This is a genomic window from Pigmentiphaga litoralis, assembly GCF_013408655.1.
GTDB classification, from domain to species: domain Bacteria; phylum Pseudomonadota; class Gammaproteobacteria; order Burkholderiales; family Burkholderiaceae_B; genus Pigmentiphaga; species Pigmentiphaga litoralis_A.
In genome coordinates this window covers 2,751,136-2,764,143 of record NZ_JACCBP010000001.1, presented here as the reverse complement: position 1 = coordinate 2,764,143, position 13,008 = coordinate 2,751,136, and the positions used below count along the sequence as shown (strand labels likewise).

The window sequence follows — 13,008 nt, the reverse complement described above, 5'->3', positions numbered from 1 at the left end:
TCCCTCGGCTAATTTTGCCATGAATACGGGGGCTAACCCTCGGGTGCTTGCCAGGGCGTGGCAAAAATGACGGCCTGGAGGCAAGACCATGCGCCAACCTGCGGCCCGGCGGCTCTCCTACGGATGAGCACGCGCAGGGCCGCCGCGGGGCCTCCCGTCAGGCGATCAGGGGCAGTTCCACGTCGACCTGCAGGCCGCCGCTGTCGGCTTGTTCCAGGGCGATCCTGCCGCCGTGGGCGCGGGCTATGGCATCGACCAGCGCCAGGCCCAGGCCGACATTGCCCGTCCGGCTGCGGGCCGGATCCAGCCGCGCAAAGGGTTGCAGGGCCTCGTAGCGGCGGTCGGGCGAAATGCCCGGACCATGGTCCCGCACCTGGATCACGGCGTTGGCGCCGCGCTGCGTCAGGCGGATGTCGACCGGCGGCGCGCCGTGCTGCAGCGCGTTCTCGATCAGGTTGTCCACCATGCGCGCCAGGGCGACCGCATCGCCATTCACTCGCAATTCCTGCGACGGCACCGCCGCCAGTTCAACGGCCGTGCCCGTGCCCTTCCAGGCATGGATGCGTTCGCTCAGCCAGTCCCCCAGGTCCATGGGGTCGAAGTGATAGGCGGCCGGATCGGTGCCGCGCACATAGCCAATGAACTGATCGACGATGTGCTGCATGTCCTGCGCGTCCTTGCGCAAGCCTTCCTTCAGCGCCGGGTCGTCCGCCATTTCCGTGCGCAGGCGCATGCGCGACAGCGGGCCCTTCAGGTCGTGCGGCAGGCCGGCCAGCAAGGTGCGACGCACCGCATCCGACGCGTCCAGCGCATCCAGCATGGCGTTGAAACGTTCGCCCAGCACCCGGGTTTCATGCGGGCCCGAAGGTTCGACCCGTTGAGGCTTGCCCGCCGCCAGCTGGTCGGCCGCCACCGCCAGCGACGTCATCGGCCGCGTGATATGCCACGAAAAGCCCGCGGCGATCAGCAGGATGACGCCCAGGCCGCCCAGCCAGATCACAAGCAGCGGCGTCGTGACCCCCGGGCTGATGCGCTCAAGCGAAATCACCAGCCACGCGCGCTGCGTAAAGCCATCTTCCTGGCCCAGGGTCGAACTCAGCGAGATATACAGCGCGGGTTCCGGGCCGCGCGACAAAGCCACGCGCGTGCCTTCGCCCAGCTGCTGGTTCAGCCGGCGGATCAGCCCGCGCATGCCGCTGCGGGGATCGTCTTCGGCCCACCGGGGCGGCTCGCGTGGGGGCGGGCGGCCATCGGGCGGGGCGCGGAATTCGAAGGGACGAAAGTCGGGGGGCATGCGCCCGGTCGGCGCAAATCCTGGCGGCCCGCCTTCGCGCGGTGGACGGTGGGGTCCGGCATCGGCACGCCGTTCGGCTTCGGTGCGCCGCGCGCGGGCGGGCAGGGCGCGCGACTCGAATCGCCATTCGCCATGGGACGCCTCGGAAACGAAGTCGGCGCGGTTTTCTTCGGGAATCTGCGCGATGGCCGCGCGCAAGGTGCGGATCGTCGTCGCCATCAGATCGGGGGCGACGGTGTCGAGATAGTTGCGGCGATAGTGTTCGATCGCCGCGAACGTCGCCGCCTGCGCCACCAGCACGGCGCCCAGGATCAACAGGATCAGCCGCGCACGCAAGGAGCGGGGCAGGAAGCGGGCGTAAGGGGGAGCGGGGCGCGGGGCTGATGCGGGCCCTGGCCCTGGCCCTGATCCTTGCCCTGACCCGGGCGACGTGCCCGCCGCCGGCGGCGGGGCGTTCATGGCAGCGCCGGCGACAACGGCGCGGCGCCTTCCTCATCGGCCGCGCCCAGTGGCAGGAAGCGGTAGCCGATGCCCCACACCGTCTGGATCCATCGCGGTTGTTTGGGGTCGTCTTCAATGGCGCGGCGCAGACGCAGAATCGCGATGTCGATCGCCCGATCATTACGATCGCCCGCTTCGTCGTCACGCGCCAGCGCCAACAGGCGTTCGCGTGACAGCGGCCGGCCTGCATTACGCAGCAAGGCTTCCAGCAGATTGAATTCGCCGCCGGTCAGCCGCACCAGTTCATGGCCCTTGTGCAGCGTGCGCGCCTGCGTGTCGAACACGAACGGACCGAAGGTGATCGGCCCATCTTTCAACAAGGCAGACGGCCCGCGCTTGCGGCGCAGCACCGCTTCGATCCGCGCCAGCAATTCGCGCGGATCGAAGGGCTTGCCGACGTAATCGTCGGCGCCCGACTCCAGGCCAATGATGCGGTCCACGGTTTCATCACGCGCGGTCAGCAAGATGATGGGAAGGTCTTCGCCCCGGTCACGCAAGCGGCGGCAGGCATCCGCGCCATCGCCCCCCGGCAACATGCGATCGAGCACCAGCAACGCGGGCGCATACCGCGTGATGCGCGCTTCCAGATCGGTGGCATCGGGGGCAAGCAAGGTGTCATACCCCTGCTTGTTCAGATAGTCGGCCAGCAACTGGCGCAGGGCAGGGTCGTCATCGACGACCAGCAGCTTGAGTTTCGCGGTTTTTTCCATAGGGCGGATAGTCGCGTGGCGCCAGGAAGGGCGCAAGTTGCTGAAATCGGTTGAAACAGGTGACGTGTTTTTCGGAACAGGTCCGTAACCGGTCCGCCGCAAGAATGCACTCACTGCCACAGACATGTTGGCATTCATCCGAAACACCAGGAGTACACAGCATGACCAAGCATACCCTTCGTATCCTCGCCGCTGCCATCACCCTCGCGACTGGCGCAAGCGGTATCGCCCACGCTGCCCCCGCTGCCGATCCGATCGTCATCGCCCAGGCCGCACCCGCCACGACGACCGCGCCAGCCGCGACGCCCGATCGCACCACGCCTCCAATGGGTGGCCCCCGTGCCGATGGCCCGCGTGCAGACGGCCCCCGGGGTGACGGTCCCCGCCACGGCGGTCCTCGCGGCGATCACGGCAAGGGCGGCCATCATGGCCACCACGGCGGTCCGTCGATGATGATGATGCTGGGCCAGTTGAAGGCCAAGCTGAACCTGACCGACGCCCAGCAGACCCGCTGGAACGCGGCCGAATCGCAGCAGCGCGCCGTGGGTGAAGAATTGCGCGCCCGCCGTGACCTGCATCGCAAGCAGATGCAGGAACAACTGGCCAAGACCGGCCCGGCCGACTTCCGTGCCATGACCGCGCAACGTGAAGCCGAACACGCCGCGATCAAGCCCAAGCTCGACGCCGCCCGCGACGCCTGGCTGGTGGTGTACGACTCGCTCGACACCAAGCAGAAGCAGATCGTGACCGACGTGTTCAAGCAGCGCATGCAACGGATGGGCGACCGCAAGCATGATCGTCGCGGTGAGCAACGCGGCGAACACCGTGGCCCTGGCATGCGTGGGGATCGTGCTGCACCTGCAGCGGCACCTGCAGCGCCTGCCCTGCCTTGATGTAGGCCCCCCTAGGCGCTGAGCGCCTTCCCTAGGGACGGCACTGGCGGACTGGCGAAGCCAGATCCGCTGTGCCCTGGGGGCGCAGTTGCCTTCGTCGGATCTATTCGGTCTATTTGTTCTTCCGCCCCGCGCCGGGTTTCCGCCGCGGGGCGGTTTTCGTCGGCACCGGATGCCGCCGGGTTTGCCGTCTACACCCTGTATCACCCGCCGCACCCTGGCGGGTTTACAGTGAATGTTCAACGATGACATTCCCGGGGGAGACCCATGACACGCACATCGCAATGGTTGGCCGTAGCCCTCATGACCGCTGGCGCCCTGGCCGGTTGCGGCCGCAAGGTCCCGGATCGCGCGCCGCCCACCCCGACGATGGCGCCCACGCCATCCCCCGCCACACCCGCCGCCCCCGCCACCAAGATGCCCTCGTCGCCGGCGACGTCCCCCTCCACCACCACCCCCGGCCGCTGAGCCATTTCGATCCATCCGCAGTCATCCCCACGGCCAAAGCCCCGCCCGGCCCTTGACTGCCACACAACAAGTCCAGAGCAGCCCCGCCGCCCCCAGCGACGCCCGTGGCCAGCCCCGCTGCCCCGCTGGGGCACAGCGGATCTGGCTCCGCCAGTCCGCCAGTGCCGCCCCTGGGGGAGGCGCGCAGCGCCTAGGGGGGCCTATAATCCTTTTATGCATAGACGCGATACTTTGCTGGCGCATGCCGGCCGGTCCCCCGACGACCACGACGGCATGGTGAACACCCCGGTGTTCCGTACCTCCACCGTCGTGTTCCCCACCCTGGACGCCTACGAGACGCCCAAGGATCCCTACGGCAAATCGGTGCGGTATGGCCGTCACGGCACGCCCACCACCTACGCGTTCGAAGACGCCGTCGCAAAGATGGAAGGCGGCTTTCAGGCCGTCGCCACGCCCAACGGCTTCTCGGCCGTCGTGGTTGCGCTGATGACCTTCGCGCGGCCGGGCACCCATCTGCTGATGGTCGATTCGGTCTATGGTCCGACGCGCACCTTCTGCACGCGGCAACTGGAAAAGCTGGGGGTGGAGGTCGAGTATTACGACCCGCTCATCGGCGCAGGCATCGCGACGCTGCTGCGCGACAACACGTGCGCCGTGTTCTGCGAGTCGCCCGGGTCGCTGACGTTTGAAGTGCAGGACATTCCCGCCATCGCAGCCGCGGCGCACGCACGCGACATTCCGGTGCTGGCCGACCAGACCTGGCCCACGCCGTATTTCCAGTCGCCCTTCGAGATCGGCATCGACGTGTCGATCCAGGCGGCGACCAAGTACATCGGCGGGCACTCGGACATCATGATGGGCGTCGTCACCACGACGGAACGCTACTGGAAGCCGGTGCGCCAGACGGTGGCGGATTTCGGCTATAGCGTGAGCCCCGACGATTGTTATCTCGCCCTGCGCGGCTTGCGGACCATGGGCGTGCGGCTCAAGCAGCAGCAGGTCAACGCGCTGCGCGTGGCGCAATGGCTCGAGACGCGGCCGGAAGTCAGCCGCGTGCTGTTCCCCGCGCTGCCCAGCCATCCGGGTCATGCCCTCTGGAAGCGCGATTTCCGCGGGGCCGCGGCCTTGTTCTCGGTGGTGCTCACGCCACCGGTGGACGATGCCGCGCTGACGTCATTTGTGGATGCGCTGACGCTGTTCGGCATTGGTTCGAGCTGGGGCGGTTTCGAAAGCCTGATCACGGTCGTTCATGCGGCGTCGATCCGCACCGCAACGAACTGGAATCCGGAAGGTCCGGCGGTGCGCCTGCATATCGGATTGGAAGATCCGGAGGACCTGATCGCCGATCTGGCCCAGGCCATGATCCATCTGCCCACGCATCGCGCCGACACGAACGGAGCCGCCACGCATGTTTGATGACGATTACGCGCTGGAAGACCAGGGCCTGGAAGAGCAGGCGCTGGAAGTGCTTCAGCGGGTGTTCGGATACGACGCGTTTCGTCATCCGCAGCAGGAAATCGTCAATCACGTAGTCGCTGGCAACGACGCCCTGGTGCTGATGCCGACCGGGGCCGGCAAGTCGCTGTGCTACCAGGTGCCGGCGCTGGTACGCGCGGGCACGGGGGTGGTCGTGTCGCCGCTGATCGCGCTGATGCAGGACCAGGTCGACGCCCTGACCGAGCTGGGCGTGCGCGCGGCGTTCCTGAATTCCACGCAGGACTTCGCGCGCGTGCGCGAAGTCGAACAGGCCTTTTTGTCGGGCGAACTGGACCTGTTGTATGTGGCCCCGGAACGCTTGCTGACGGACCGCTGCCTGTCCTTGCTCGATCGCGGGCGCATCGCCTTGTTTGCGATCGACGAAGCGCATTGCGTGTCGCAATGGGGCCATGATTTCCGTCCGGAATACCTGGGCCTGTCGACGCTGCACGAACGCTGGCCCGATGTGCCGCGCATCGCCCTGACCGCGACGGCGACCGACGCCACGCGGGTCGAAATCGCGCAGCGGCTGGGGCTGGATAACGCCCGCGCTTTCGTGTCGAGTTTCGACCGGCCGAACATCCGCTATCGCATCGTCGAAAAGAACGATCCGCGCCGCCAATTGCTGGAGTTCCTGACGACCGAACATCCGGGCGATGCGGGCATCGTGTACTGCCTGTCGCGCGCCAAGGTGGAAGAGACGGCTGAATTCCTGTCGGCGCAGGGCATTCGCGCCCTGCCGTATCACGCCGGGCTTGACCAGGCGATCCGCGCCGCCAACCAGTCGACCTTCCTGCGGGAAGACGGTGTCGTCATGGTCGCCACGATCGCATTCGGCATGGGCATCGACAAGCCCGATGTGCGCTTCGTGGCGCATCTGGATTTGCCCAAGTCGGTGGAAGGCTACTACCAGGAAACCGGCCGGGCGGGTCGTGACGGCATGCCCGCGCAGGCGTGGATGGCCTACGGCTTGCAGGACGTCATGCAGCAGCGCCGCATGATCGACGAGTCCACAGGCGACGATGCCTACAAGCGCCGCCTGGGGGCCATGCTCGACGCCATGCTGGGCCTGTGCGAGACCGTCGAATGCCGGCGGGTCCGGCTGCTGGCCTACTTCGGGCAGAAGGCGACGGCTTGCGGCAACTGCGACACCTGCCTGGAACCGCCGCAGACCTGGGACGGCACGCAGGCGGCGCAAAAGATTCTGTCGGCCGTCTACCGGCTGTGGAAAGAACGGGGCCAGCGGTATGGTTCGGGCCACGTCATCGACATTCTGCGCGGCAAGAAAACCGACCGCGTCACGCAATACCAGCATGACGAATTGAGCGTGTTCGGTGTCGGTGCCGACCTGTCCGAAAAGGATTGGCGCAATGTGCTGCGGCAACTGATCACGCAGGGCTTGCTGGCGGTGGACCACGAATCCTACGGCACGCTGGCGTTGACGGAAGACAGCCGCGCGGTGCTGAAGGGTGAACGCACCTTGATGCTGCGGCGCGAATTGGCCAAGCCCGGCAAGACGCGCGAAAGCAGTGGCAGCAAGGCCAAAGTCGCCGTTAATCTGCCGCCGGAAGCCGAAGCCCTGTTTACCGCGCTGCGTGCCTGGCGTGGCGAGGTGGCCCGCAATCACGGTGTGCCGGCGTATGTCATCTTTCATGACGCCACGCTGCGCGAGATCGCGCTGGCGCGGCCGTCAAGCATCGATGAGCTGGGCGGTGTCAGCGGCGTGGGCGCACGCAAGCTCGAAGCTTACGGCGAAGAGATCCTGGAGCGTGTTTCCAAGTTCTGACGTGTGGCCGCGCCCGCCGCCTTGCGCGGCGCGGCGCCTGTTCGCGCCACCCTGTTCTTGCCAGCCGCCGTCGTACGGCCATTGCCCTTTGCGGCCGGTTTGGCCGTCTCCACCCACTCGTCTTCCTGGTCATTGAAGAGCTCGGACACCAGTGACCGCAGCCACCGGCATTTCGGATCGTTGTTGAACCGCTTGTGCCAGTGTTGGCGCAAATCGAATCGCGGCAGCGCCAGTTCCGGACGCATCAATTTCAGGTTCTCGAAGCTGCGCGTGTAGCCCAGCGCCAGCGCGTGCGGCACCGTCGCGATCAGGTCGGATCGCGCAACAATGAACGGCAGGCTCATGAAGTGCGGCGTGTGCAGCGCAATGCGCCGCTCGATCGACTTGCGCGACAGGAAGCGTTCGAACAATTCCTGGGTGCGGGACTCGGCCTGCACGACGGCGTGTTCGCAGGCCAGGAACTGCGCCATCGTCAGCGTCTCGCCCGCGATCGGATGATCGGCCCGCGCGATGCAAAGAAAGTAGTGCGTGAACAGCCGCTGCTGCAGCAGCAGACGTCCTTTCAGGTCCGGAAAGTAGCCCACCGCCAGGTCGATCGACCCGTTCTCCAGGCCCGTTTCCGTATCGCGCGGGGATGCCGCCACCGACCGCAGCGACGCCATCGGCGCGCGCTGGCGGATCTGTTCGAGCAGGCGCGGCACGAAGACCATTTCACCGACGTCGCTCAGGGTAATCGTGAAGGTGCCCCGGAACGACGACGCGTCAAAGATGGCGTCATGCCGCAATCCCTGCTCGGCCAGGATGACCAGCGCCTGCGCCCGTGCGCCCAATTGCCGGCCCAGCGGCGTGGCGTCCATGCCATGCGCGGTCCGCACGAACAGCGGGTCGTTGAACTGCTTGCGCAGCTTGGCCAGGGCCATGCTGACAGCCGGCTGGCTCATGCCCAGCAAGTGTGCGGCGCGGCTCACATTGCCCGTGTCATGCACCGCCGCCAGCACGCGGAACAGGTTGTAGTCGAAGCGTTCCACGGGTTTTTCCGCCTGTCTCGTCGTATCACTCAGGCTGATACACCGTATCAGCATTAGTGGATTGAGTTATTGTTTACGCCCCTCTACTATGCAGCCCATGAGGCGTGTCATGGCAGGCTTCGGACCCTGGTGTTTTCCCGGGGCCGGCAGCGCCGCGGCAGGGCGCCTCTGATAACGATACGATGCTGGCGCCCCTCGCGCGACCAGACAGGAGAGACAGTCATGAAGCTCAGGCACACCCTCGGCGCGCTGGTCACGGCCGCCGCATTCTCGCTTGCCGCCACGCCCGCATTCGCGCAGAGCACGGTCAAACTGGGCCTGATCGCCGAGTTCTCCGGACCCTTTGCCGAATACGGCCAGCAGATCCATGGCGGCATGAAGGCCTACATGAAGCAGCACGGCGACACCGTCGCCGGCAAGAAGATCGAGATCATCCAGAAGGACACGACCGGCCCGTCGCCCGACATTGCCAAGCGGCTTGCCGGCGACCTGATCACGCGCGACAAGGTCGACTTCCTGGTTGGCTTCGGCCTGACGCCGAACGCCCTGGCCGTCGCGCCGGTGGCCACGCAGGCCAAGAAGCCCATGATCGTGATGAACGCGGCCACGTCCATCATCACGACCAAGTCGCCTTACATCGCGCGCGTGTCCATGACGCTGCCGCAGGTTACCGAACCGCTGGCGCAGTGGGCATTCAAGAACGGCATCAAGAAGGTCTATACCGTCATTTCCGATTACGGCCCGGGCCTCGACGCCGAAGCCGCGTTCACCAAGGCGTTCAAGGCGGCGGGTGGCGAGATCGTCGGCGGCGTGCGGGTGCCGCTGCAGAACCCCGAATTCGCGCCGTTCGTGCAACGTGCGAAAGACGCGAAGCCGGAAGCCGTGTTCCTGTTCCTGCCCGCGGGCGAGCAGGGCATCGCCTTCATGAAGACCTACAAGGAACGCGGCCTGGCCGAAGCCGGCATCAAGCTGATCGCCACCGGTGACATCACCGATGACGGGGTGCTCGACGCCATGGGCGACCCGACCCTGGGCCTGACCACGTCCTTCCACTATTCGGCGGCGCATGACTCGGCCGAAAACAAGGCCTTCCTGAAAGCCTATGCCGACGCGAACGGCACGCAGAAGCGCCCGAACTTCATGGCCGCCGCCGGCTATGACGGCATGGCCGCGATCTACGAGTCGCTCAAGAAGACCAAGGGCTCGGTCGATGCCGATGCGATCATGGGCGCGCTCAAGGGCATGAAGATCATGAGCCCGCGCGGCCCGATCACCATCGATGCTGACACGCGTGACGTGGTCCAGACCATCTACATCCGCAAGGTCGAGCGGGTGAACGGCGGGCTGTACAACGTCGAATTCGACAAGATCGCCGACGTCAAAGACCCCGGCAAGTAATCATGGCAGCCAACGTCATCGGAATCGTCTTCGACGGGGTGGCGTATGGCTGCCTGTTGTTCCTGATCAGTATCGGCCTGTCGGTCACGATGGGCCTCATGAACTTCATCAACCTGGCCCATGGCGCGTTTGCCATGCTGGGCGGCTATGTCTGCGTAATGGGCATGACGCGGCTGGGCATGCCCTTCCTGGCCGCGCTCGCGGTCTCGCCGTTCATCGGCGCGATCGCGGGCGTGCTGCTGGAACGCACCCTGTATCGCCGGCTGTATGACGCAACGCACCTGGATCAGGTGCTGTTCACCATCGGCCTTGTCTTCATGTCGGTCGCGACCGCGGCCTACTTCTTTGGTCCCAGCCAGCAGCCGGTGTCGCTGCCGGCCTTCATTACCGGACAGGTGTCCCTGTTCGGGGTGCAACTGGGGTCCTACCGGCTGTTCCTGATCGCCGTCGTGCTGGTCATTACCGTGGCGCTGCACCTGCTGCTGGAGCGCACGCGCTTCGGCGCGCAGGTCCGCGCGTCGGTCGACAATCCGGTGGCATCGAAAGGCCTGGGCATCAATGTCGAACGGGTCTTCAGCGTGACGTTCGCGCTGGGGTCGGCCCTGGCGGCATTGGGCGGCGGACTCGCCATCAACATGCTGGGCCTCGATCCCAACTTCCCGCTCAAGTACATGGTGTATTTCCTGCTGGTGGTCGCGGTCGGTGGCGGCGCGAGCATCCGCGGGCCGCTGGTGGCCGCCATCCTGCTTGGCCTGTTCGACGTGGCCGGCAAATACTATGTGCCGGAAGTCGGCTCCTTCGTCATCTACTTCATCATGGTCGTGACCCTTGTGGTGTTTCCCAACGGCCTTTTCGGGAAACGGTCATGAACCCGGATATCCGCAAGACGGTTCCGGCAACGGCCCCCGTGACTCAGGTGGACGCAGCCAATGCGGTCGCCGCGGCCAATGTGCCGCCGACGAAACCACTGGTCTGGGCCGAAGTCCTGTTCTGGCTGCTGCCGGTCGCCGCCTTCTTCCTGTTTCCGGGCTATCGCACGCTTGGCGGGCAGATCCTGATCGCGGGGCTGTTCGCCATGTCCCTGGACCTGATCCTTGGGTACGCGCGCATTGTCTCGCTGGGCCATGCCGCGTTCTTCGGCCTGGGCGCGTATACGGCCGGCCTGCTCGCCAAGCACGGCTGGGGCGAGCCGATCAGTGGCCTGGTCGCCGCTGCGGCGGTGGCCGCGGTGGCTGGCCTGATCACCAGTGCACTGATCGTTCGCGGCAAGGACCTGACGCGGCTGATCGTGACGCTCGGCATCGGTCTCATGCTGTATGAAGTCGCCAACCGCCTGCACGATGTGACGGGCGGCGTCGACGGCCTGAGCGGCGTCGAAATGAAGCCGCTGCTGGGCCGGTTCGAATTCGGCTTTGACGGCACGACCGCCTATGTCTACATCCTGGTGGTGCTGTTCCTGATGTTCCTGCTGGCGCGCCGCATTGTGCGGTCGCCGTTCGGCCTGAGCCTGAAGGGGATCCGCGAAGGCGAAAAGCGCATGCCCGCGATTGGCGTGTCGGTGGCCGGACGCCTGGCTGCGGTGTATACGATGTCGGCGGCGCTGGCGGGTGTAGCGGGCGGCTTGCTTGCGCAGACCACGCAGTTCGTCGGTATCGACGTGCTCAGCTTTACCCGGTCGGCCGAGATCCTCATCATGCTGGTGGTCGGCGGCGCCGGGTACCTGTATGGCGGCCTGATTGGCGCTGCCATCTTCATGGTGCTGCAGGATCAACTGTCTAACCTCAGCGCCGTGTACTGGCAGTTCTGGCTGGGCCTGCTGCTGGTGTGCCTGGTGCTGTTCGCACGCGGTGGCGTGCTGGGTGCCCTGAGCCGTCTGCGCTCGCGCAAGGATGGCCGCGGCAAGGCCAACTCTAAAGGCGACACCAAAACCCGCCGTCCCGCCGCCGGAGGCCTTCCATGAGCATCGCCCTGCGTACCGAAGGGCTGGGCAAGGCCTTTGGCGATTTCCGCGCCGTCCACGACATGACCCTGTCGTTCGAGACCGGCGCGCGGCATGCGCTGATCGGCCCGAACGGCGCTGGCAAGACCACGCTGATCAACCTGCTGACTGGCGCCCTGCGCCCCACGGCGGGCAGCATCTTCCTGGAAGGCGAGGCGATCACCGGCCTGCCGCAACATGCCCGCGTCAAACGCGGCATGACACGCACGTTCCAGATCAACACCCTGTTCCCGGGATTGAGCGTGCTCGATTCGGTGGTGCTGGCCATTTGCGAACGCAAGGGCATCGGCCGCACGTGGCACAAGACGGTGGCGAGCCACCATGCCGAGATCGACGAGGCCATGGCCTTGCTGACGTCATTGCGGCTGCAGGACGACGCGCACACAATCACGCGGAACCTGGCCTATGGCCGGCAACGCCTGGTCGAGATCGCGCTGGCCCTGGCCACCAAGCCGCGCATTCTATTGCTGGACGAGCCGGCTGCGGGCGTGCCCACCGGCGAAAGCACCGAGCTTTTTTCGGTGATTGCCGACCTGCCACGCGACGTGACGATCCTGTTCATCGAACACGATATGGGACTGGTGTTCAAGTTTGCGGACCGCATCACGGTGATGGTGGGCGGGCAGAAACTCGTGGAAGGCACGCCGGCCGAGATCGCCGCCGATCCGCGCGTAAAAGAAGTCTATCTGGGGGATGAACAGCATGGCTGAGCTGCTGCGGCTGGATCACGTCAGCGCCGGCTATGGCGATGCGGTGGTGCTCGAGGACATCTCGTTGGCCATGCAGGAAGGCGACAGCCTGGCCTTGCTTGGCCGCAATGGCATGGGCAAGACGACGCTGCTGGTCACCCTGATGGGCATCACGCGCCTGCATGGCGGCTCGCTGACCTGGAAGGGCGGCGACCTGGCAGCGGTGCCCACGCACCAACGTGCGGGCCGGGGCCTGGGCTGGGTGCCGCAGGAACGGTATATGTTCCCCTCGTTGACCGTGGAAGAACATCTGACCGCCGTGGCGCGGCCCGGTCCGTGGAATGTCGAGAAGGTCTATGGCGCCTTCCCGCGGCTGAAGGAACGGCGACGCAACATGGGCAATCAGCTGTCGGGGGGCGAACAGCAGATGCTGGCGATCGCCCGGGCGCTGATGGTCAATCCCAGCCTGCTGTTGCTGGATGAGCCCATGGAAGGGCTCGCGCCCATCATCGTGCAGGAACTGACCGGTGTCATCCGCCGCCTGGTGCAGGATTCGCAGATGGCCGTGATCGTGGTCGAACAGCATGCCAAGCTGGCGCTGGCCCTGACGCAGCAGGCGATCGTGCTGGAGCGTGGGCAGATCGTGCATGCGTCGTCCAGCCAGAGCCTGCTGGACGATCCGCAGACCCTGACGCGCTTGTTGACGGTGGCGTGAACGCGGTCTGGTCGCGCGCCGAGCCCGGCTGACCCCACGAAGCCACCAAAC

Annotated in this window: 11 protein-coding genes and 1 pseudogene; 9 read left to right on the top strand and 3 right to left on the bottom strand. The window is 66.0% G+C overall.

Annotated features, from left to right (window positions below):
• Positions 1-157: 157 nt before the first annotated feature.
• Both HD883_RS12425 and HD883_RS12420 read right to left on the bottom strand, forming a co-directional pair.
• Positions 158-1,630: an ATP-binding protein gene (locus tag HD883_RS12425; protein WP_257022157.1), complete on the bottom strand. Its 1,473-nt coding sequence runs from the start codon at positions 1,628-1,630 to the stop codon at positions 158-160.
• 119 nt (positions 1,631-1,749) lie between these two features.
• On the bottom strand, positions 1,750-2,505 hold the full coding sequence (locus tag HD883_RS12420; protein WP_179585048.1) for a response regulator: 756 nt from the start codon (positions 2,503-2,505) through the stop codon (positions 1,750-1,752).
• A 161-nt stretch (positions 2,506-2,666) separates the two neighbouring features.
• Here HD883_RS12420 and HD883_RS12415 point away from each other — a divergent pair, with 161 nt between their 5' ends.
• The 4 genes from HD883_RS12415 (at position 2,667) to recQ (ending at position 7,128) form a co-directional block, all read left to right on the top strand.
• Positions 2,667-3,398, top strand: a complete 732-nt coding sequence (locus tag HD883_RS12415; RefSeq protein WP_179585050.1) for a Spy/CpxP family protein refolding chaperone — start codon at positions 2,667-2,669, stop codon at positions 3,396-3,398.
• A 267-nt stretch (positions 3,399-3,665) separates the two neighbouring features.
• Positions 3,666-3,866 (top strand): hypothetical protein, encoded by a 201-nt coding sequence (locus HD883_RS12410; protein ID WP_179585052.1) that lies wholly within the window; start codon positions 3,666-3,668, stop codon positions 3,864-3,866.
• A 213-nt stretch (positions 3,867-4,079) separates the two neighbouring features.
• Positions 4,080-5,282: a cystathionine beta-lyase gene (gene metC / locus HD883_RS12405; protein ID WP_179585054.1), complete on the top strand. Its 1,203-nt coding sequence runs from the start codon at positions 4,080-4,082 to the stop codon at positions 5,280-5,282.
• On the top strand, positions 5,275-7,128 hold the full coding sequence (gene recQ / locus HD883_RS12400) for a DNA helicase RecQ (RefSeq protein WP_179585056.1): 1,854 nt from the start codon (positions 5,275-5,277) through the stop codon (positions 7,126-7,128). Before metC ends, recQ begins: the two co-directional genes overlap by 8 nt.
• Before the next feature lie 86 nt (positions 7,129-7,214).
• Here recQ and HD883_RS12395 read toward each other — a convergent pair.
• Positions 7,215-8,156: pseudogene (locus tag HD883_RS12395) on the bottom strand (LysR family transcriptional regulator); the annotation flags it as partial.
• Between the two features lie 222 nt (positions 8,157-8,378).
• Here HD883_RS12395 and HD883_RS12390 point away from each other — a divergent pair.
• From HD883_RS12390 to HD883_RS12370, 5 genes are read left to right on the top strand one after another with little or no spacing between them, the layout of a single operon-like run.
• Complete coding sequence (locus tag HD883_RS12390; RefSeq protein WP_179585059.1) at positions 8,379-9,554, top strand: ABC transporter substrate-binding protein; 1,176 nt, start codon at positions 8,379-8,381, stop codon at positions 9,552-9,554.
• Positions 9,555-9,556: 2 nt separating this feature from the next.
• Positions 9,557-10,423 (top strand): branched-chain amino acid ABC transporter permease, encoded by an 867-nt coding sequence (locus HD883_RS12385; RefSeq protein WP_179585061.1) that lies wholly within the window; start codon positions 9,557-9,559, stop codon positions 10,421-10,423.
• On the top strand, positions 10,420-11,514 hold the full coding sequence (locus HD883_RS12380) for a branched-chain amino acid ABC transporter permease (protein WP_179585063.1): 1,095 nt from the start codon (positions 10,420-10,422) through the stop codon (positions 11,512-11,514). The genes HD883_RS12385 and HD883_RS12380 overlap by 4 nt, the downstream gene beginning before the upstream one ends.
• On the top strand, positions 11,511-12,263 hold the full coding sequence (locus HD883_RS12375; RefSeq protein ID WP_179585065.1) for an ABC transporter ATP-binding protein: 753 nt from the start codon (positions 11,511-11,513) through the stop codon (positions 12,261-12,263). Before HD883_RS12380 ends, HD883_RS12375 begins: the two co-directional genes overlap by 4 nt.
• The gene (locus HD883_RS12370; RefSeq protein ID WP_179585067.1) at positions 12,256-12,957 is read left to right on the top strand and encodes an ABC transporter ATP-binding protein; all 702 of its coding nucleotides are present in this window, start codon (positions 12,256-12,258) and stop codon (positions 12,955-12,957) included. Before HD883_RS12375 ends, HD883_RS12370 begins: the two co-directional genes overlap by 8 nt.
• Positions 12,958-13,008 lie beyond the last annotated feature (51 nt).

Coding starts and splice junctions, on each gene's coding strand:
- HD883_RS12370 (WP_179585067.1), top strand. CDS start 12,256: ATGGCTGAGCTGCTGCGGCTGGATCACGTCAGCGCCGGCTATGGCGAT.
- recQ (WP_179585056.1), top strand. CDS start 5,275: ATGTTTGATGACGATTACGCGCTGGAAGACCAGGGCCTGGAAGAGCAG.
- HD883_RS12375 (WP_179585065.1), top strand. CDS start 11,511: ATGAGCATCGCCCTGCGTACCGAAGGGCTGGGCAAGGCCTTTGGCGAT.
- HD883_RS12420 (WP_179585048.1), bottom strand. CDS start 2,505: ATGGAAAAAACCGCGAAACTCAAGCTGCTGGTCGTCGATGACGACCCT.
- HD883_RS12415 (WP_179585050.1), top strand. CDS start 2,667: ATGACCAAGCATACCCTTCGTATCCTCGCCGCTGCCATCACCCTCGCG.
- HD883_RS12385 (WP_179585061.1), top strand. CDS start 9,557: ATGGCAGCCAACGTCATCGGAATCGTCTTCGACGGGGTGGCGTATGGC.
- HD883_RS12390 (WP_179585059.1), top strand. CDS start 8,379: ATGAAGCTCAGGCACACCCTCGGCGCGCTGGTCACGGCCGCCGCATTC.
- HD883_RS12380 (WP_179585063.1), top strand. CDS start 10,420: ATGAACCCGGATATCCGCAAGACGGTTCCGGCAACGGCCCCCGTGACT.
- HD883_RS12410 (WP_179585052.1), top strand. CDS start 3,666: ATGACACGCACATCGCAATGGTTGGCCGTAGCCCTCATGACCGCTGGC.
- metC (WP_179585054.1), top strand. CDS start 4,080: ATGCATAGACGCGATACTTTGCTGGCGCATGCCGGCCGGTCCCCCGAC.